Origin of the sequence: Shewanella sp. S23-S33, from assembly GCF_043359565.1 — a bacterium.
GTDB lineage: Bacteria > Pseudomonadota > Gammaproteobacteria > Enterobacterales > Shewanellaceae > Shewanella > Shewanella oncorhynchi.
On the sequence record NZ_JBHFFD010000032.1, the window covers coordinates 22,640 to 42,132 of the forward strand.

A 19,493-nucleotide genomic window follows, 5' to 3' on the forward strand; every position below is an offset into this window, starting at 1 on the left:
GGAAGATGTGTGTTATTAACTAAAATCACTTTTTTTGAGCGTTTTGAGCACGATATATTAAGTGGCACTAAAACCATTACATTGCGTGATGAAACGGAATCTCATGTGATTGCAGGTCAAACACTTCCCGTTTCAACCTTCGAAACCGACCGCTGGTTTTGTGATATCCATATTATTGATGTCGTGCCAGTGACCTTAACTGAGCTCTCAGACATTCATGCTAAGCAAGAGAATATGACGTTGCCGCAGCTACGTGATGTGATTGCAGAAATTTATCCCGGTCTTGAGCAATTGTTTATGATCCAGTTTAGGGTTTTACCGCAGTAAAAGTATAGAGCGTAATTTTGTAAAACAAAAAAGGCCGCACAGCAGCCTTTTTATTACAAATTCAATGGCATATTAAGTTGTCGAAGATTGCTGAACTGTTCAAGAACATCAGCTATCCAAGACAACTAAACCGTCCAAGGTAACAGTTTTTTGGCAAAGTGATCGGCTTGGCCTAAGCGAATCGCTGTGCGGTGACGCATCCGATAAAAAGCTTGATAGCACAGGGGGACTAAGTACAAGCTAGTCACTGTCGAGAACGATAAGCCACCGATAATGGCGATTGCCATGGGGTAATATGGCGGGCCGCCGCCACCGATTTGGGTATCACCCATTGCCAGTGGGACTAATCCCAGTACTGTTGTACCTACTGTCATTAACACTGGCCGCAAACGGGTGATACACACCTCCCGAATGGTGTCAGACAATTTGTCGAGATCCGGTGTCATCTGATTGATTTGATCCACCAGAACGATACCGTTGTTCACCACTATCCCCATTAAAATCAAGATACCTATCATTGCCATCACAGAAATAGGGGTGCCTGTGATAAACAGCGCCCAGAATACACCTGTGATGGAAAATAGGATCGAGGTAATAATCGCCGTCGGTAACAGTAGAGATTCAAACAACGCCGCCATAACAATATAAATCATCGCGACAGCCAAGAGCATATTAGTCACCATCACGTTCTGATCTTCATCTTGGCGCTCGAAGCCACCACGGAGTGAATAGTCGTAACCATCGGGGAAACGGATATTTTCCATCACTTGCTTGATCTTAGTTTGCGCCTCTTCTGTGGTGAGGTTTTCTAAGTTAGCTCCAATCGACAGCGAGGTTTGGCGATTGAAGTGTTTGATAGTATCGAAGCGGGGTTGGATCTCAATCTTCGCCAGATTATCTAAGGTGTACACTCTTTGGTCGAGGCGTACTATGGGTAACTGCTTGAGTTTCTCAAGTGACTTTTGCCATTCTTTCTCGTAGGCCATTTCGATGCGCAGCTCGCCATTAGGATCGTGGCGGAAGGATCGCAGCGGTGAACCGCGCAGTGCCATGGAGATACTTGAGGCAATTTCATTGAGTTTTAAATCTAACCGCGCCGCCATTTGTCTATCAATGCGGATAATCACTTCTTGCTGAGCGCCGTTAAGCTCGGAGCGAACATCTTGTAATCCTTTGATATTTTGCAATAAAGGAATAACTTGCTCGCTCAAGTTAATCAGCTCAGAGGTTGAGCGCCCTGTCAGTGTGACTCGCACGCCAGAGTTGTCATTGCCCCAGCCAAATTGTGGTTTGGCGATGGAATACTTAGGGAAGCCGCTACGGATTTTCTTTTTTAACTCATCCACTGACATAGGCAAATCTTTCTTTAGGAGGATCACTGATGAGCCATCGTCAGAGGCATAATAGCTGTAGACAGAATCAATATGGAATTCCTCTTTATTGTTATAAAGATACTCTTCCATTTGGTTGATCATTGCCTCAGTAACATTGAGATTGTGTCGACCTTCTACTTGATAGTTAATGTAGATTCGCTCATTGCTCTCGCTGTCTTCTTGGTCCTGTTTAACCATAGATAGCGGCAGGGCGGTGGATGCGAGTATCACTATAGCAATCACGCCTGAACGCCAGGGTCTGAGCAATACCCAATCTAGGGTATTATTGTAAAAACGTTGTAATTTACCCGCATCCTTTTCGGGTGCGATGTCGAAGTGAAACTTAGTCAACATCAAAGGGATTAAGGTTTTTGCGACCAATAGCGACGCGGCGAGTGAAATACAAATCGCAATAGCAACATGCTCTAGAAAAATGGTGATCTCGACTTTTACGCCAAAAATATTAGGTAAAAATACAATGGCGGTTGTCATTGTGCCTGCCAATACCGCCAGAGACACTTTATCAACTCCCGTCATGACTGACTCTTCATTGTCCTTAGGGTGTTTACCCTGTTTTTCCTGCAGTACGCTCTCAGTGACAACCACAGCGTTATCAATCAGCATACCGACGGCGAGCAGGAGTCCCATCATAGACAGAATATTCAAGCTGTAACCGAGTAGATACATAGCGGCGAGCGTCATACCGATTGAAATAGGCACGGATGACACAACCACTAAAGTCATTTTCAAATTACGCAGGAATAAGTACAGCACTACAAAGGACAGCAGTGCACCGATTAACCCTGAAAGCAGCAAATCCATTAGTGAAGATTTTACTCCAGAGGCTTGATCTTCCATGATAAACAGGCGAATACCTTGGAACTGTTGGTCCTGCTTAGCAAGTTCAATCACCTTCATGACACGGTCTGACACTTCGACTAAGTTAGCGCCAGATTCCTTAAAAACATCCAAACCCACGGCATAGTGCTTATCTAAATGTCGACCTTCGATACGTTCAGGTAGGGCAAATTGTACATCGGCGATATCGCCTAAGGTCAATCCGGGGATCAGTACTAGTGCTTTGATATCTTCAAGGTTTCTAAACTCACCCTTAGGTGAAACTTGATAAACGATATTACTGGCCCTGAGTGTACCTGCGCTCAGCACAAAGTTCTCTCTGCCGAGACGTTGTTGCAAATCTGTGGCTGAAAATCCACTGGCGGCAAGGCGGTCGGCATTGATGCGTACCTCAATTTGCTTTTGCTCAACGCCGTACAGGCTGACCTTAGAGACACCTTCAACACGTTCAAGCGGACGCTTGAGCTGTTTATCGAGTAGATCGAATGCACCTGAAAGCTCACGATCACTTGAGATGCGTATGGTGAGCACAGGCATGTCGGCGGTGGAGAATTGGCGGATAAAGACCCGCTCCACATCCTTGGGCAGTAAATGCCGCACAGCATCGATTTTTTCCCGCGCTTCTAAGCTCTTAGTGGCAACGTTTTCTCCCCACTTCATGTTGATTTCGATTTCGGCGCCTTCTTGGGAGGACTCTGATTCAAGCTCATCAATCCCCCCCATAGTCGCGAGGGATTCCTCCAGTACTTTGGTAATATCGCGTTCCACTTCAGCAGGGGTCGAGCCTTTGTAAGGCACTTCCACCACTATCTGTGGGATATCAATACCGGGGAACATTTCCAGCGGTAATAGGCGACTCGAGGCGAGACCAAACAGCAAGATAGCAAAGAAGAACATGCTGGTGGTTACGGGGCGCTTAATGGCTAAACGGGTGAGGTTCATGGGCGAGCCTCCTCTACGTTTACATGTGAGCCAGTTACTGCGTATTCTTTACGGTCGAATAGGGCATAGAGCACTGGGAGCACTATTAAGGTCAGTAGTGTTGATAAACTCAGACCAAAGATCACCGTAATCGCCATCGGTGCGCGCACCTCTGAGCCATCACCTAGACCTAGCGCCATCGGCAATAAGCCTAAGGTCGTGGTGAGGGTTGTCATCATAATCGGGCGTAGGCGCGATTTAGCTGCATCGCGAATGGCATCAAGTTTTTGAGCACCTTCGCTACGCAGTTGATTGATCCGATCCACAAGCACAATCGCGTTGTTCACGACGATCCCCGCCAACATGATAAGGCCAATAAATACCACCACACTCAAGTGAGTCTGGGTGATATAAAGCCCAAGTACACTGCCACCTAATGCCATAGGTACGGCAAAAAGGATAAGCAAGGGGTGCAGCAGTGATTCAAACTGACTCGCCATGACTAAATACACTAAGAAAATCGCTAAGATAAGGGCAATTTTGAGTGATTGGAATGAGTGCTCCATTTCCTCATTTTGACCACCAAAACGGGCCTGAACCGATGCGGGTAACACTTGTTGCGATAGTATCTGCTGCGCCTGTGCAACCGCATCGCTTAAATCACCATAGGCGAGGTTAGCTGATACGAGAGCCACACGTTGTTGGCTGATGCGGTTAATCGCCGATGGGCCTAATTGCAATGACACTTCTGCAACTGCGCTTAATGCAATAGGCTGACTGCTATTCGGATTGATGATTAAGGCATCGATATCGCTGATTTGATCCCGCTCCGCGAGTTCACTGCGCACTAGAATATCAATCTTACGGTCACGCACTGTGTATTGACTGGCAACAGTACCGCCAACACGTTGGGCAATACGGTTTGCAACCGTTGGTGCATCCATTCCTAGAGCCGCTAACCTTGCATGATCGAAACGGATACTTAGCTCAGGTTGACCATCACGTAGACTGGTGTTCACGTCGGCAAAACGCTCCGAGGCGGATAATGCTTTGACGAGACTATCTGCGCTGCGTTTGAGTAAGTTTAAATCGTAACCTGTGAGTTCAATCTCCAGTGGCGTTTTAAAGCTGAATAACTCAGGTTGCTCAATTTTCGCTTCAAGTTCAGGAATGCGGCGCGCAGTATCACGTAATACTTGAGTGACTGCGTTATAGGCACTGTGGTCGTTAAGCACCACTTGCAAGCGGCCCCAGTTTTCACCCCCGCGGGCAGTATCCGAAGTCATCAAACCGCCACTACCGGCTTGGCTATAAGCATGTTTAACTTCGGCTCTGTCTTTAATGGACAGTGCAAGTTGCTGTAATATCTTGTCTGTTTCGCTCACTGCCGTACCCGGCGGTAGCAAGATCTCCACATAAAACTCACCCTGATTCATTGGCGGAATAAGCTCCATACCAAGTCGCGGTAACAAGCTAATACAAGCGCCTGTTATTGCAATCGTGAGTAACAGTGTTGCTTTTTGTTGGCGCAGCGCCGAGGCCAGAAGCTTGTAATAAACCTTCTCAATACTGTGGTAGACAAAGTTAAATGCTGAGCTTAACGGGCGCATCACTAGACCAATAAGCCATGAGAAGAAGCGGCCTAAAATCAACACTAAGGTCAGTAGTGCACTGGGTAAGTAACTAACAATTAATAGAATAGGAAAGGAAAACACAGTCGCGCTATAGTGTTTAAGCTTACCCATTTTAGTGGTGGGTTTATCCTTAGGTGTCGTTTTTATCAGCGCGGGTAAGGTTTTAAAGCCTTCACGTGATGCCAGCATTGGAATGGACGTTAACGCGACTAATAGCGATGCTAACAGCGCAAAAGTGACCGTTAGCGCTTGGTCTGAGAAGAGTGCGCCAGCAATCCCATCCACAAATACTAGCGGCACAAACACCGCAAGAGTGGTGAGTGTTGAGGCAAAAATTGCGCCTGCCACTTCTTTAGTCCCCGTCACTGCAGCTTCTAATTTACTCATGCCTTCGCTACGGCAGCGGTCTATGTTCTCTAATACCACAATGGCGTTATCGACCAAGAGACCGATGGCAAGGGCAATACCACCTAATGACATGATGTTTAAGCTGATATCGGCAAAATACATCATGTTAAAGGTGGCGATCACTGAGAAGGGTATCGAGATAGAAATAATCAGTGTCGGGATGATATTACGCAAAAACAGGTAAATCACTAGCATAGATAACAAGCTGCCCATCAGCGCAGAAGAGGTGACTTCGCTGACCGCACTTTCGATAAACTCAGACTGATCGTAAATCACTTCGAGCTTATTTTGCTTAGGGTCTTGATTGATTTTGACGAGTTCATCGCGCAGTTTTTTGGCGACAGCGACAGTATTTGCATCACCTTCTTTATAAATGGCCAGTTCAATCGATTCTTGACTGCCGATGCGGGTGATATCACTACGCTCTTTGTAGGCATCTGTGATGGTAGCAACTTCGAATAAACGGACTAAAGCTTGCTCGTCGCGATAGACGATCACTTGGCCGAGTTCATCTAATGAGTTGAATTGGTTTAGCGTTCGTACTAAGTATTCGCGATCACCTTGGATCACTTTACCCGCAGAGAGGTTGATGTTTTCCTCATTAATACGACGTTTAATATCATCGGCATTGAGATTGAGCTGCGACAGTTTTTCTTGATTGAGCTGAATATGCACTTCTTGCTCTAGGCCGCCAGATAAACGCACGGCGGCGACCCCAGATAGCGCCTCTAAACGACGCTTAAGTTCTTCCTCTGCATAGGTGCGCATTTGTTTGAGATCGGCTTCAGATGCATTGGGCACAGACAGCGCGAGACGCATAATAGGGTCAAGGTTGGGGTTAAAACGCAGTAATAAGGGCTTTTTAACATCGAGCGGCAGAGCGATAGTGTCGAGTTTTTCACGTACATCTAAACTCGCCATATCCATTGTTGTGCCCCATTCAAACTCAAGCACCACATCTGACATGCCTGAGCGCGAAATAGAACTGATTTTACGTAAGCCTTTGACCACGCCAACGGCTTCTTCAATTGGTTTAGAGACGAGCTGTTCGACTTCAACTGGCGCCGCGCCGTCATACATAGTGCGAATGGTTAATGTGGGATAGCTTAAGTCTGGCAGTAACTTCACCGCTAGGCGGGAAAATCCCACCATACCGAATAAAATCACCGCCAGCATGAACATCCATACCGTGACTGGCCGTTTAACAGAAGTGCTGATAATTGACATGAAAGGCTCCTATCAGTTCTTAGCGGAAGCAAGATCGAGTGGGGTGATCACTTCGACTAAGGATTGGTCTTTCAAGTTTTGCTGGCCACGGGTCACGACTTGTTCACCGGGGTTAATACCTGTAATCACTTCTACCGAATCACCTTCACGGTAGCCAATTTCGACTTCACGGCGGTTAGCATTAGTGCCATCGATAACATACAGAGCTTGCCTGTTATCTTGGTTAATCAGGGCGCTATAGGGAACGGTAATCACGTTCTCGTGGGTATCGTATTTGAGCTCAACCCGGGTAAACATGCCAGCTTTAAGGCGCGCCTCTTGATTCGGCACAGCAAGTGTCACCTTAAAGGTGCCACTTTGTGGGTCCACAATCGGGCTTATGCGCAACACTTTGGCGTGGATAGCATTCTTGCTATGTTGATTACTAAACACTTGTGCTTCTTGGCCGAGTTTTAAGCTCGCAAGCTGTTGCTCTGGCAAATGAACTATACCGTGAAGTTCATCTTGGTTGACTATATAAAACAAATCGCCAAATTCCTTCGCCATATTGCCAGCTTTCACATAGCGTTTAGCAACTACACCGCTGATAGGGGACAGTACGCGGCTTTCTTTTACTTGCAGTTCGGCGAGATCTTTTTTAGCGATAGCGGCTTGCAAGTTATATTCAAGTTTGGCCATTGAATCCGCGCTGATAAATTCTCTGTTGCTCATTTTCTTCAGACGATTTAATTCTTGTTCGATGATTTTGACTTCGGCTTCTGAGCGGTCTAAATCATATTGCTGCCTCTTGGCATCAATAACAGCCAGCACTTGGCCCTTTTGAACGCGGTCACCTTCTTCAACAGCGAGAGATTCAATGAGTCCTGATATACGACTCACTACATTGGCTTCCTGTGGCGCTTCTAAGGTGGCAGTTGTACTGTAAAAAGAAGAAACGTTTCCTTGCATCACTGTAGTGGTTTCGACGGGAATGGCATATTTTTCTTCTTTTTTGACCACTTCTTCCTCACCACAGGCTGCTAGCATCGAAATCATTAGCAGTGGCAGGGTGAATTGAGCAATTTTTGACTTTTCCATAAGAATGTTACCTGTTGTCTTTATTGTGATGTCAGTTGTTAGCAGAAACCATGCCAATATTTAAAGTTGTTTAATTTCAGTCTGTTAGTCGTATTTTTGGCTAAGTGTGATTTGTGATTCTTACTAAATGTAGCCAAAAGGTTTAAAAAGTGATGAGAATAACTAAACGCGGTTAATTAAGATTACACAAGTGCGCAATTGCAACAATGTATTTTGTCAGGAGAAGTAAGTTTAAAAGAGGATTATTTGAAATGAAAAAAGCGCCCTTAGGCGCTTTTTAATGCGTAAGTCGTGGGACTTAGCGTTTGTCTTGTGCGACGAAATCACGCGCAGTTTCACCAGTATATAACTGACGTGGACGGCTGATTTTGTGGCCTGGTTGATCTAACATTTCTTTCCAGTGAGCAATCCAGCCTACAGTACGTGCCAGTGCAAATAGCACAGTGAACATACTGGTTGGAATACCAATGGCTTTCATAATGATGCCAGAGTAGAAGTCGACGTTTGGATACAGCTTTTTAGAAATGAAGTATTCGTCTTCAAGTGCAATGCGCTCAAGCTCCATTGCCACATCCAAGAGTGGATCTTGTACTTTCAGTTCTTTCAGCACTTCATGACAGGTTTCACGCATCACTTTGGCTCGTGGGTCAAAGTTTTTGTAAACACGGTGTCCAAAGCCCATCAGACGGAAAGGATCATTTTTATCTTTAGCGCGTTCAATGAATTCAGGAATACGGTCTACTGAACCGATTTCTTCTAACATTTGCAAACAGGCTTCGTTAGCGCCGCCGTGTGCAGGGCCCCAAAGAGATGCGATACCCGCTGCAATACACGCAAATGGGTTTGCACCTGAAGAACCGGCTAAACGTACTGTTGAAGTCGATGCGTTTTGTTCATGATCTGCATGTAAAATGAAGATCCTGTCCATTGCACGTTCAACAATAGGGTTCACGACGTATTCTTCGCACGGTACAGCAAACATCATGCTTAAGAAGTTGCCTGCATAGCTTAAGTCATTACGTGGGTACACGAATGGCTGGCCTGAAGAATACTTGTAGCACATGGCTGCTATCGTAGGCATTTTTGAGACTAAGCGATAAGCGGCGATTTCGCGGTGACGTGGATCGTTAACATCCAGAGAGTCTTGGTAAAATGCAGATAATGCACCCGTCACACCACATAACATGGCCATAGGATGTGCATCACGACGGAAACCTCTAAAGAAGAAGGCTAGCTGCTCGTGAACCATAGTGTGGGTTTTAACTGTATGTACAAACTCAGTATATTGCGCTTTGGTCGGTAGTTCACCGTAAAGCAGCAAATAACACAGGTCTAGGTAATCGGAGTCAACGGCAAGTTGATCGATTGGATAGCCACGGTGTAACAATATACCTAGATCACCATCAATATAGGTAATTGCAGATTCACAGGAGGCAGTCGCAAGAAAACCTGGATCAAAAGTAAAGTAACCTTTGCTGCCAAGTTTACTGATATCGATTACGTCAAAACCAGCGGTTCCCTGCTTTACTGGCAATTCTATCGAGTCGTTCCCTGGTAATTCTAATTTGGCTTTTAAATCAGCCATACCCCGTTCTCCTTACTTAGTTCTTATCTGTGAGTGCGGCATGTCAAACCGCCATTACTTTACAGCCATTCTAGATCACATTTCAATTTAAATAAGCGTTTAAATTTGTTAGACCATGGTATAAAAGCCTTTACTTTTCTATTTGTAACTGGCACTTACAGTAAAAAATAGTCAAAAAAACATAATTTGCATTCTGTGATGTTTGTATTTGACATTTGCCGCGAGTATACTTGCCTCGCCCAATAAGGGCCGCAAACAACGATTATAAAGCACCCTTTGTTTACATGTTAAATGAGTGCGTGCTCAGATAGTTAACTGTTTGTTTAAACTTTGCTTTTGTGTTTACTTTTGCAGTGATCAACCTCCTGTTTAAAGTTTGTACAAAAGCGGTTCACATAACAAAAAAAATGCTCAATGGAGCTGAGTGAGCAGAACGTGAAAAAGCAAAGACCTGTCCATTTAGATCTGCAGACCATTCGCTTTCCTGCAACAGCGATTGTGTCAATTCTTCACCGTGTTTCCGGTGTCATCATGCTGTTCGCAGTTGGCATTCTCATTTGGTTGCTAAATTCATCTTTAGCATCAGCTGAAAGTTTCGCTGGCGTACAGTCTCTATTCGATAACTTCGTGATGAAGTTTATCCTGTGGGGCATTATGACTGCACTGGCCTATCACTTGTTTGGTGGCCTGCGCCACTTAGTAATGGATACCGGTCGTTGGGAAGAATTGTCATCGGGTGCCGCATCAGCGAAAGCTGTATTTGCCTTAACGGTAGCCTTTTCAATCATAGCGGGGATCTGGGTATGGTAACCAATGCAGCAAGTTTTGGACGCAGTGGTGTTCATGACTATATTCTACTACGCGCTAGTGCAGTGATCCTCGCCTGTTACACCATTTTCTTGGTTGGCTTTATTGCATGTAGTTCCCCTCTCACCTACGACGTCTGGCATGGCCTATTTAGTGCTCTGCCAATGAAAGTGTTTACACTTCTGACGCTGGTAGCCTTATTAGTACATGCTTGGATTGGTGTATGGCAAGTGCTGACAGATTACGTTAAGTGCACGTCGTTACGTGGTGTTTTACAGTTCACCTTTGTCGTTACCGTATTTTGTTATTTAGCGGCCGGCATTGTTATTGTGTGGGGTGTCTAAGTGAGTATTCCAGTACGCGAATTTGATGCTGTAGTGATCGGTGCCGGTGGCGCTGGTATGCGTGCAGCGCTGCAGATTTCCAAAGAAGGTAAAAGCTGTGCGCTTTTATCAAAAGTATTCCCAACCCGTTCTCATACCGTATCTGCACAGGGTGGTATCACTGTTGCGTTAGGTAACGCCCATGAAGATCATTGGGAACAGCACATGTACGATACCGTGAAAGGTTCCGATTTTATCGGTGACCAAGAAGCGATCGAGTTCATGTGTAAAACCGGTCCTGAAGCCGTGATTGAACTTGAGCAAATGGGTTTGCCTTTCTCTCGTTTCGAAAATGGTACGATTTACCAACGTCCATTTGGTGGTCAATCTAAGAACTTTGGTGGCGAGCAGGCTGCGCGTACTGCGGCAGCTGCCGACCGTACTGGTCATGCTTTGCTTCACTGTTTATACCAACAAAACGTTAAGCATAAGACGCAAGTCTTCTCAGAATGGTATGCATTAGATCTCGTTAAAAACGATGATGGCGCCGTTGTGGGTTGTACTGCGATTGAAATTGAAACGGGCGATATCGTTTATTTCAAAGCTAAAGCAACGATTCTTGCGACCGGTGGTGCAGGGCGTATTTACGCTTCGACGACTAACGCGCATATCAACACCGGTGACGGCGTTGGTATGGCAATGCGTGCTGGCGTGCAAATGCAAGACATGGAAATGTGGCAATTCCACCCAACTGGCATCGCCGGCGCGGGTGTACTTGTGACTGAAGGTTGTCGTGGTGAAGGCGGTTATCTGCTGAACAAAGACGGCGAGCGTTTCATGGAGCGTTATGCCCCTAACGCGAAAGATTTGGCATCACGCGACGTGGTAGCACGTTCTATGATGACTGAAATCCGCGAAGGTCGTGGTTTAGACGGTCCATTAGGCCCACACTGTTTGCTCAAGCTTGATCACTTAGGTAAAGAAACATTAGAAGCACGTTTACCAGGCGTGTGTGAATTGTCTCGTACTTTTGCCCATATCGATCCAGCCGATGGTCCAATTCCAGTACTACCAACGTGTCACTATATGATGGGCGGTCTACCAACTAAGGTCAGTGGTCAAGTTATTCGTAAGAATGAAGACGGCACTGAACAAGATGTTATTGGTCTGTTCGCTGTGGGTGAGATTGCCTGTGTATCTGTACATGGTGCAAACCGTTTAGGTGGTAACTCACTGCTTGATTTAGTGGTCTTTGGTCGCGCAGCGGGTCAGCATTTAGGTAAAGCTTTGGATGAGACTGACGATCCAAAAGATGCTAGCGATGCGGATATTGCTGCCTCTTTGGCTCGTCTGAATCGTTGGGAAAGCAATAAAGATGGCGAAGACCCAGCGCAAATCCGTAAGGATCTGCAACTGTGTATGCAATTAAACTTTTCTGTATTCCGTCGTGGCGATGCTATGGCTGAAGGGTTAGAGCAGTTGAAAGTGATTCGTGAACGTCTTGCAAATGCTAAATTGTCTGATAACTCTCGTGAATTCAATACTCAACGTATTGAATGTTTAGAGTTAGATAACTTGATGGCAACGGCAATCGCCACGGCTTATGCGGCTAACTTCCGTACCGAAAGTCGCGGTGCTCACTCACGTGAAGATTATTTAGAGCGTGATGATGAGAATTGGTTATGCCACAGCTTATTTGACCCAATCACTGAAACGATGGATCGTCGTGCAGTGAACATGGCACCTAAGTTACGTGAAGCATTCCCGCCGAAGAAACGTACCTACTAGGAGTTGCAAAGATGAAATTGACATTTGCAGTTTATCGCTACAATCCTGACGTAGATACTAAACCGTATATGCAGGATTACAGCTTAGAAGTGGCTGAAGGCTCTGACATGATGGTGCTCGATGCACTGATCAAGTTGAAAGAGCAAGATCCGACTTTGTCATTCCGTCGCTCATGCCGTGAAGGCGTGTGTGGTTCAGACGGCGTGAACATGAATGGTAAGAATGGCCTGGCGTGTATTACCCCAATTTCAACCTTTAAAGGCAAGAAATTAGAAATACGTCCATTACCAGGTATGCCTGTTGTTCGTGACTTAGTTGTTGATTTAACTAAGTTCTATAAGCAGTATGAGAAGATCAAGCCTTACCTCATCAATGATGAGAAACAACCTGCTCGTGAACACTTACAATCCCCTGAAGAGCGTGCTCATTTAGATGGTTTGTACGAATGTATCATGTGTGCTTGTTGTTCTACGGCTTGTCCATCATTCTGGTGGAATCCTGATAAGTTTATCGGTCCAAGCGGTCTGCTTCATGCATATCGTTTCTTGATCGACAGTCGCGATACAGCTACAGAAGAACGTTTATCTGAGCTGGACGACGCCTATAGCGTGTTCCGTTGCCATGGCATCATGAACTGCGTTGACGTTTGTCCAAAAGGTCTTAATCCGACTAAAGCAATTGGTCATATTAAGTCCATGCTGTTGAAGCGAGCAGTGTAATGCGAGAACCCGAGCTGAAACCAATAATAATATAGCTCTTGAAGAGTCACTTTCTGGTAGCAGAAGGTGACTCTTTTGCGTATGTAATGGAAGACAACGCGCCGTATATCTGGACATCTAGGGGCGGCAGAAATTATGCGTCGAAGGTAATCTCTACAGACTGCATATTTAATACTATGGCTAAGCACGTGTATAAAGTTTGAAAGGAATAGAAATGCACCAAGGCATCATGAAAGCCTGGCTCGAATCATCTCACTTAAGTGGTGCAAATTCGACCTACGTAGAAGAGATGTATGAAGCCTATCAAGAAGACCCACAGTCAGTCGCTGATGATTGGCGTGCGGTATTTGATAATCTCCCTCCTGTGAACGGTGCCTCTGTTGATGCGCCTGAAGCTGCTCACTCAAAAGTACGTGATTATTTTCGCAGTTTAGCGTTAGAAGGTCGCCATAAGAGCTCAGCTCGTGTGACGGATCCTGAAATGGATGCTAAACAAGTTAAAGTCCTGCAATTAATTAACGCCCATCGTTTCCGTGGTCACCAAGGTGCTAATCTTGATCCCCTCGAACTGTGGAAACGTGAACCCGTAGCTGATTTAGATCCTGCTTTCCACGGCTTGACTAAAGAAGACATGGAACGTGAGTTTAATACAGGTTCTTTTGCTCATGGTGGCGAAACCATGAAGCTCGCGGATTTGGTAAAAGCGCTGAAAGCCACCTACTGTGGTTCTATCGGTGCTGAATATATGCACATTACCGATACCGATGAGAAACGCTGGATCCAACAACGTCTCGAACCTTCCTTAGGTAAAGCTAACTACGATAAAAGTGTTAAGACACGCATTCTTGAAGGCCTTAACGCCGCAGAAGGTATTGAAAAATACTTAGGTGCTAAATTCCCTGGTGCGAAACGTTTCTCGTTAGAAGGCGGTGATGCGTTAGTGCCTATGATGCGCGAAATTATTTATCGTGCAGGTGAAGCCGGTACTAAAGAAATCGTCGTCGGTATGGCTCACCGTGGTCGTCTGAACGTGTTAGTGAACGTATTAGGTAAGCGTCCAGCTGAACTGTTTGACGAGTTCGCGGGTAAGCATGCTGATACCCACGGTTCTGGTGACGTTAAGTACCACCAAGGTTTCTCCTCTGATTTTGAAACGCCGGGCGGCAATGTGCATTTAGCACTGGCCTTCAACCCATCGCACCTTGAAATCGTTAACCCTGTGGTGATTGGCTCTGTACGTGCCCGTCAAGACCGTCGCGGTTGTAAGGATGGCTTACAAGTTATGCCTATTACTATCCACGGTGACTCTGCAATTGCAGGTCAAGGGATAGTACAAGAGACATTCAACATGTCTCAAACCCGTGGCTTTAAAGTCGGCGGCAGTATTCGCATCGTAGTGAACAACCAAGTGGGCTTCACGACCTCTAACCATGCGGATACTCGTTCGACTGAATACTGTACTGACATCGCTAAGATGGTTCAGGCACCGATTTTCCACGTTAACTCTGATGATCCCGAAGCCGTTGCTTTTGTGTCGCAGTTAGCCGTTGATTATCGTAACGAGTTCAAACGTGATGTGGTGGTTGAATTGGTGTGTTATCGCCGTCATGGTCATAACGAAGCCGATGAGCCAAGTGCAACTCAGCCGCTGATGTATGCCAAGATCAAGAAACACCCAACGCCACGTAAGATTTATGCAGACAAGCTAATCGCTGAAAACGTGATGGCTGCTGATGATGTGACTGGTCTTATCAATAATTACCGTGATGCATTAGATCAAGGTGATTGTGTGGTTAAAGAATGGCGCCCAATGACGCTGCATTCTGTTGATTGGACACCGTATATCGGTCGTGAGTGGGACGAAGCGTATCAAGCCTCTATGTCGGCTGAGCGTTTACAAAGTCTGGCTGACAAACTGAGCTATGTACCTGAAAGTCATCCATTGCAATCACGGGTTGCTAAGATTTATAGCGACCGTTTAGCGATGGCAAAAGGCGAGAAGCCACTCGATTGGGGTTTTGCAGAAACGCTGGCTTATGCCTCGATTCTGGAAGACAACAAGCGTGTACGTATTACAGGTCAGGATTCTGGCCGCGGTACTTTCTTCCATCGTCATGCTGTATTGCACAATCAAAACGATGGCACGACTTACATGCCACTGCGCAATATTGCTGATGAACAAGGCCCAATTGATATTACTGACTCAGTATTATCTGAAGCCTCAGTACTGGCGTTTGAGTATGGTTATGCCACAGCAGAACCCGGCGGATTGACTATTTGGGAAGCGCAGTTTGGTGACTTTGCTAACTGTGCCCAAGTGGTAATCGATCAGTTCTTGTCATCGGGTGAGCAGAAGTGGGGCCGTTTATGTGGTCTGACTATGTTGTTACCCCATGGCTATGAAGGTCAAGGCCCTGAGCATTCAAGCGCCCGTTTAGAGCGTTTCTTGCAGATGTGTGCTAACCACAATATGCAAGTGTGTGTGCCTTCAACACCTGCACAGGTCTACCATATGTTGCGCCGCCAAGTGGTGCGTCCTATGCGTCGTCCACTTATCGTCATGTCGCCTAAGTCATTACTACGTCATCCATTAGCGGTTTCAAGCTTGGAAGAATTAGCCAATGGCAGTTTCCAAAATGTGATCGGTGAAATCGATACGTTGGAAGCAAGCAAGGTTGACCGAGTTGTCTTCTGCAGTGGTAAGGTTTACTTCGAACTGCTGGAAAAACGTCGTAAAGAAAATATCACTAACGTAGCGTTAATCCGTGTCGAACAGTTATATCCGTTCCCACATGATGAAATGATCGTTGCTTTGGCTGATTACCAACATGTGAAAGATTTTGTTTGGTGTCAGGAAGAGCCACAGAACCAAGGTGCTTGGTACTCTAGTCAACACCATTTCTGGGCCGCGGTTCCTGCAGGTGCACAGTTAACTTATGCTGGTCGTGAAGCGTCAGCCGCACCAGCGTGTGGTTACCCTGAGTTGCACACACATCAGCAAGAATCTTTAGTGAACAGTGCCCTGAAACTTACAATCACACTGTAGTAATAGACATTTTATAAAAGGATAGTTTTTCATGAGTATCGAAATCAAGGTACCCGTACTACCAGAATCTGTTGCCGATGCCACGATTGCCACTTGGCATGTAAAAGTGGGCGAGCAAGTTTCTCGTGATCAAAACCTGGTTGATATTGAAACCGATAAAGTGGTTCTTGAAGTGGTTGCGCCAGAAGATGGCCACATTGGCGAGTTTTTATTTGAAGAAGGCGCCACTGTTCTGGGTGAACAAGTGATCGCTAAATTCATCGCCGGTGCTGTATCGGGCAAAGAAGTCACTAAAGCGCAAGCTGAAGCGGCAACGCCTGCAGCTGAAACCAGCGATGAAAGCAGTGATGCGTTAAGCCCATCTGTTCGCCGTTTACTGGCAGAGCACAATGTTGATGCCAGCAAAGTAAAAGGCACTGGTGTGGGTGGTCGTATTACGAAAGAAGACGTAGAAGCCTTCGTTAAGTCTGCCCCTAAAGCTGCGGCGCCAGCAGTACCTGCTGTAGCTCCGTTAGCGGCTGGCCGTAGCGAGAAGCGCGTGCCAATGACACGTCTGCGTAAGACAATCGCAAACCGCTTGTTAGAAGCGAAAAACTCTACCGCTATGCTCACGACGTTTAACGAAGTGAACATGAAGCCAATCATGGATATCCGTAAGCAATACCAAGATATCTTTGAAAAGCGCCACGGTATCCGTTTAGGCTTTATGTCTTTCTACATCAAAGCCGTGACTGAAGCGCTGAAACGTTTCCCAGAAGTCAACGCGTCTATTGATGGCGATGATATCGTTTATCACAACTACTTCGACATCAGCATTGCAGTATCAACACCACGTGGTCTGGTAACACCAGTGCTACGTGACACAGATACCATGAACTTAGCTGAAATCGAAAAAGCAGTTCGTGACTTAGCCCTTAAAGGCCGTGACGGTAAGCTGACTGTGGCTGACATGACTGGCGGTAACTTCACTGTGACTAACGGTGGTGTTTTCGGTTCACTGATGTCTACACCGATCCTTAACCTGCCACAAAGTGCGATTTTAGGCATGCATGCCATTAAAGATCGCCCAATGGCAGTCAATGGTCAGGTTGAAATCCTGCCCATGATGTACCTAGCACTCTCATATGACCATCGTATTGTTGATGGCCGTGAGTCTGTTGGTTTCTTGGTTGCGATTAAAGACTTCCTAGAAGACCCAACTCGTCTGCTGCTTGATCTGTAACACAACTCGATAAGAGATTGCGCTTAAAGAAATAGCCAGACATACCCTCGTGACTGGCCCAAACGGGCCAGTTGGATTTGATTAGAAGTATACGGATAGATCATCATGAATTTGCATGAGTATCAGGCAAAATCCTTATTTGCCGAATATGGTTTACCAGTGTCAGAAGGTTTTGCATGTGATACAGCCCAAGAAGCTGTAGAAGCGGCAGGCCATATTGGCGGAAATTTATGGGTTGTTAAGTGTCAAGTACACGCAGGCGGCCGCGGTAAAGCAGGTGGCGTTAAAGTCACTGGCGATAAAGAAGAAATCAGAGCCTTTGCCGAACACTGGTTAGGCAAAAATCTGGTGACTTATCAAACTGATGAGAAAGGCCAGCCAGTTGCTAAAATTTTAGTAGAAAGCTGTACCGACATCGCTAACGAACTGTACTTAGGTGCCGTTGTTGACCGCGCGACTCGTCGTGTTGTGTTCATGGCGTCGACTGAAGGTGGTGTTGAAATTGAGAAAGTGGCAGAAGAAACGCCAGAACTCATCCACACTGCAATCATAGATCCTTTGACTGGCCCACAAGGTTATCAAGCACGTGATCTTGGCTTCAAGTTAGGTTTAAACCCAACTCAAATGAAGCAGTTCACTAAGATTTTCATGGGTCTGGCGACTATGTTCGTTGATCATGATTTCGCATTGCTTGAAATCAACCCACTGGTTATTACCACTGAAGGCAACCTACACTGCCTAGACGGTAAAATCGGTATCGACGGTAACGCACTTTATCGTCAACCAAAAATCAAAGGCATGCACGATCCATCACAGGATGATGCCCGCGAAGCTCACGCTGCTAAGTTCGAGCTGAACTACGTTGCATTAGACGGTAACGTTGGCTGTATGGTGAACGGTGCAGGTCTGGCGATGGGTACTATGGATATCGTTAACTTGCACGGTGGCAAGCCAGCGAACTTCTTAGACGTAGGCGGCGGCGCGACGAAAGAACGTGTAGCAGAAGCATTCAAAATCATTCTGTCTGACAGCAATGTGAAAGCGGTTCTGGTTAACATTTTCGGCGGTATCGTACGTTGTGACATGATCGCAGAAGGTATTATCGGCGCAGTTAAAGAAGTGGGCGTTAAAGTACCTGTTGTGGTTCGTTTAGAAGGTACTAACGCTGAACTTGGCCGTGAAGTATTAGCTAAATCAGGTCTAGATATCATTGCAGCTACCAGTCTAACTGACGCGGCTGAGCAAGTAGTTAAAGCTGCGGAGGGCAAATAATGTCTGTCTTAATCAATAAAGATACCAAGGTAATTTGCCAAGGTTTCACTGGCGGTCAAGGTACATTCCACTCACAACAAGCTATCGATTACGGTACGCAAATGGTGGGCGGTGTGTCTCCTGGTAAAGGTGGTCAAACTCACTTAGGTCTGCCAGTGTTCAACACTGTGAAAGACGCTGTGGCTGCGACTGGTGCGACTGCTTCTGTGATCTATGTTCCGGCTCCGTTCTGTAAGGATGCCATTCTTGAAGCTATCGACGGTGGCATCGAGCTTATCGTTTGTATCACTGAAGGCATTCCTACACTGGACATGCTGCAAGTTAAAGTGAAGCTTGAAGAAACTGGCGTTCGCATGATCGGCCCTAACTGCCCAGGTGTTATCACCCCAGGTGAATGTAAGATCGGCATTATGCCAGGTCACATCCACTTAAAAGGCAAAGTGGGCATCGTTTCTCGTTCAGGTACTCTGACTTATGAAGCGGTTAAGCAAACAACGGATGAAGGTTTCGGCCAATCTACTTGCGTAGGTATTGGTGGTGACCCAATTCCAGGTACTAGCTTCATTGATGTACTGGAAATGTTCCAAAACGATCCACAGACTGAAGCGATCGTTATGATCGGTGAAATCGGTGGTAACGCTGAGGAAGATGCGGCGGCTTTCATTAAAGCACACGTGACTAAGCCTGTTGTGTCTTATATTGCGGGTGTCACTGCACCTGCAGGTAAGCGTATGGGCCATGCTGGCGCGATTATCGCTGGCGGTAAAGGTACTGCAGAAGACAAATTTGCTGCATTAGAAGCAGCGGGCGTGACAACTGTCCGCTCGCTTGCTGATATCGGCAAAGCGCTGCGTATTCGTACAGGTTGGTAAGCTAACCTTTCGAATATAAAAGGCGCCTAAGGCG

13 protein-coding genes are annotated in these 19,493 nt (G+C 46.1%); 9 read left to right on the forward strand and 4 right to left on the reverse strand.

Annotated elements, in window-relative coordinates:
- Nucleotides 1–9 precede the first annotated feature (9 nt).
- Entirely contained in the window at nucleotides 10–327 is a 318-nt protein-coding gene (gene yqfB / locus ACHA99_RS09265) for a N(4)-acetylcytidine aminohydrolase (protein ID WP_113940516.1), read from the forward strand.
- Nucleotides 328–452: 125 nt separating this feature from the next.
- On the opposite strand, the gene ACHA99_RS09270 is transcribed toward yqfB, so the two are convergent.
- The 4 genes from ACHA99_RS09270 to ACHA99_RS09285 form a co-directional block, all read right to left on the reverse strand.
- The gene (locus tag ACHA99_RS09270; protein WP_393942348.1) at nucleotides 453–3,500 is read right to left on the reverse strand and encodes an efflux RND transporter permease subunit; all 3,048 of its coding nucleotides are present in this window, start codon (nucleotides 3,498–3,500) and stop codon (nucleotides 453–455) included.
- The gene (locus tag ACHA99_RS09275; protein ID WP_393942350.1) at nucleotides 3,497–6,748 is read right to left on the reverse strand and encodes an efflux RND transporter permease subunit; all 3,252 of its coding nucleotides are present in this window, start codon (nucleotides 6,746–6,748) and stop codon (nucleotides 3,497–3,499) included. Before ACHA99_RS09275 ends, ACHA99_RS09270 begins: the two co-directional genes overlap by 4 nt.
- A gap of 12 nt (nucleotides 6,749–6,760) precedes the next feature.
- Complete coding sequence (locus ACHA99_RS09280) at nucleotides 6,761–7,825, reverse strand: efflux RND transporter periplasmic adaptor subunit (protein WP_263191604.1); 1,065 nt, start codon at nucleotides 7,823–7,825, stop codon at nucleotides 6,761–6,763.
- A 298-nt stretch (nucleotides 7,826–8,123) separates the two neighbouring features.
- Nucleotides 8,124–9,410, reverse strand: a complete 1,287-nt coding sequence (locus tag ACHA99_RS09285; protein WP_105252697.1) for a citrate synthase — start codon at nucleotides 9,408–9,410, stop codon at nucleotides 8,124–8,126.
- Between the two features lie 414 nt (nucleotides 9,411–9,824).
- Here ACHA99_RS09285 and sdhC point away from each other — a divergent pair, with 414 nt between their 5' ends.
- The 8 genes from sdhC to sucD all read left to right on the forward strand — a co-directional run bounded on the left by sdhC (nucleotide 9,825) and on the right by sucD (nucleotide 19,459).
- Nucleotides 9,825–10,220, forward strand: coding sequence for a succinate dehydrogenase, cytochrome b556 subunit (gene sdhC / locus ACHA99_RS09290; protein WP_012089416.1), 396 nt, complete (start codon nucleotides 9,825–9,827; stop codon nucleotides 10,218–10,220).
- Nucleotides 10,214–10,561, forward strand: a complete 348-nt coding sequence (gene sdhD, locus ACHA99_RS09295) for a succinate dehydrogenase, hydrophobic membrane anchor protein (RefSeq protein ID WP_028759700.1) — start codon at nucleotides 10,214–10,216, stop codon at nucleotides 10,559–10,561. The genes sdhC and sdhD overlap by 7 nt, the downstream gene beginning before the upstream one ends.
- A complete protein-coding gene (sdhA, locus tag ACHA99_RS09300; protein ID WP_105252695.1) occupies nucleotides 10,562–12,328 on the forward strand; it encodes a succinate dehydrogenase flavoprotein subunit in 1,767 nt (588 codons plus the stop codon).
- An 11-nt stretch (nucleotides 12,329–12,339) separates the two neighbouring features.
- On the forward strand, nucleotides 12,340–13,047 hold the full coding sequence (locus ACHA99_RS09305) for a succinate dehydrogenase iron-sulfur subunit (RefSeq protein ID WP_393942356.1): 708 nt from the start codon (nucleotides 12,340–12,342) through the stop codon (nucleotides 13,045–13,047).
- 214 nt (nucleotides 13,048–13,261) lie between these two features.
- The gene (gene sucA, locus ACHA99_RS09310; protein WP_028759702.1) at nucleotides 13,262–16,093 is read left to right on the forward strand and encodes a 2-oxoglutarate dehydrogenase E1 component; all 2,832 of its coding nucleotides are present in this window, start codon (nucleotides 13,262–13,264) and stop codon (nucleotides 16,091–16,093) included.
- Between the two features lie 31 nt (nucleotides 16,094–16,124).
- Entirely contained in the window at nucleotides 16,125–17,315 is a 1,191-nt protein-coding gene (gene odhB, locus ACHA99_RS09315; RefSeq protein ID WP_393942358.1) for a 2-oxoglutarate dehydrogenase complex dihydrolipoyllysine-residue succinyltransferase, read from the forward strand.
- 105 nt (nucleotides 17,316–17,420) lie between these two features.
- The gene (sucC, locus tag ACHA99_RS09320; protein ID WP_006081976.1) at nucleotides 17,421–18,587 is read left to right on the forward strand and encodes an ADP-forming succinate--CoA ligase subunit beta; all 1,167 of its coding nucleotides are present in this window, start codon (nucleotides 17,421–17,423) and stop codon (nucleotides 18,585–18,587) included.
- A complete protein-coding gene (gene sucD / locus ACHA99_RS09325) occupies nucleotides 18,587–19,459 on the forward strand; it encodes a succinate--CoA ligase subunit alpha (protein WP_028759703.1) in 873 nt (290 codons plus the stop codon). Before sucC ends, sucD begins: the two co-directional genes overlap by 1 nt.
- Nucleotides 19,460–19,493: the final 34 nt, after the last annotated feature.

Excerpts from the sequence above, each read along its gene's own strand:
- ACHA99_RS09270 (WP_393942348.1), bottom strand. The coding sequence starts at position 3,500 with ATGAACCTCACCCGTTTAGCCATTAAGCGCCCCGTAACCACCAGCATG.
- ACHA99_RS09275 (WP_393942350.1), bottom strand. The coding sequence starts at position 6,748 with ATGTCAATTATCAGCACTTCTGTTAAACGGCCAGTCACGGTATGGATG.
- ACHA99_RS09280 (WP_263191604.1), bottom strand. The coding sequence starts at position 7,825 with ATGGAAAAGTCAAAAATTGCTCAATTCACCCTGCCACTGCTAATGATT.
- ACHA99_RS09285 (WP_105252697.1), bottom strand. The coding sequence starts at position 9,410 with ATGGCTGATTTAAAAGCCAAATTAGAATTACCAGGGAACGACTCGATA.
- sdhC (WP_012089416.1), top strand. The coding sequence starts at position 9,825 with ATGGAGCTGAGTGAGCAGAACGTGAAAAAGCAAAGACCTGTCCATTTA.
- sdhD (WP_028759700.1), top strand. The coding sequence starts at position 10,214 with ATGGTAACCAATGCAGCAAGTTTTGGACGCAGTGGTGTTCATGACTAT.
- ACHA99_RS09305 (WP_393942356.1), top strand. The coding sequence starts at position 12,340 with ATGAAATTGACATTTGCAGTTTATCGCTACAATCCTGACGTAGATACT.
- sucA (WP_028759702.1), top strand. The coding sequence starts at position 13,262 with ATGCACCAAGGCATCATGAAAGCCTGGCTCGAATCATCTCACTTAAGT.
- odhB (WP_393942358.1), top strand. The coding sequence starts at position 16,125 with ATGAGTATCGAAATCAAGGTACCCGTACTACCAGAATCTGTTGCCGAT.
- sucC (WP_006081976.1), top strand. The coding sequence starts at position 17,421 with ATGAATTTGCATGAGTATCAGGCAAAATCCTTATTTGCCGAATATGGT.
- sucD (WP_028759703.1), top strand. The coding sequence starts at position 18,587 with ATGTCTGTCTTAATCAATAAAGATACCAAGGTAATTTGCCAAGGTTTC.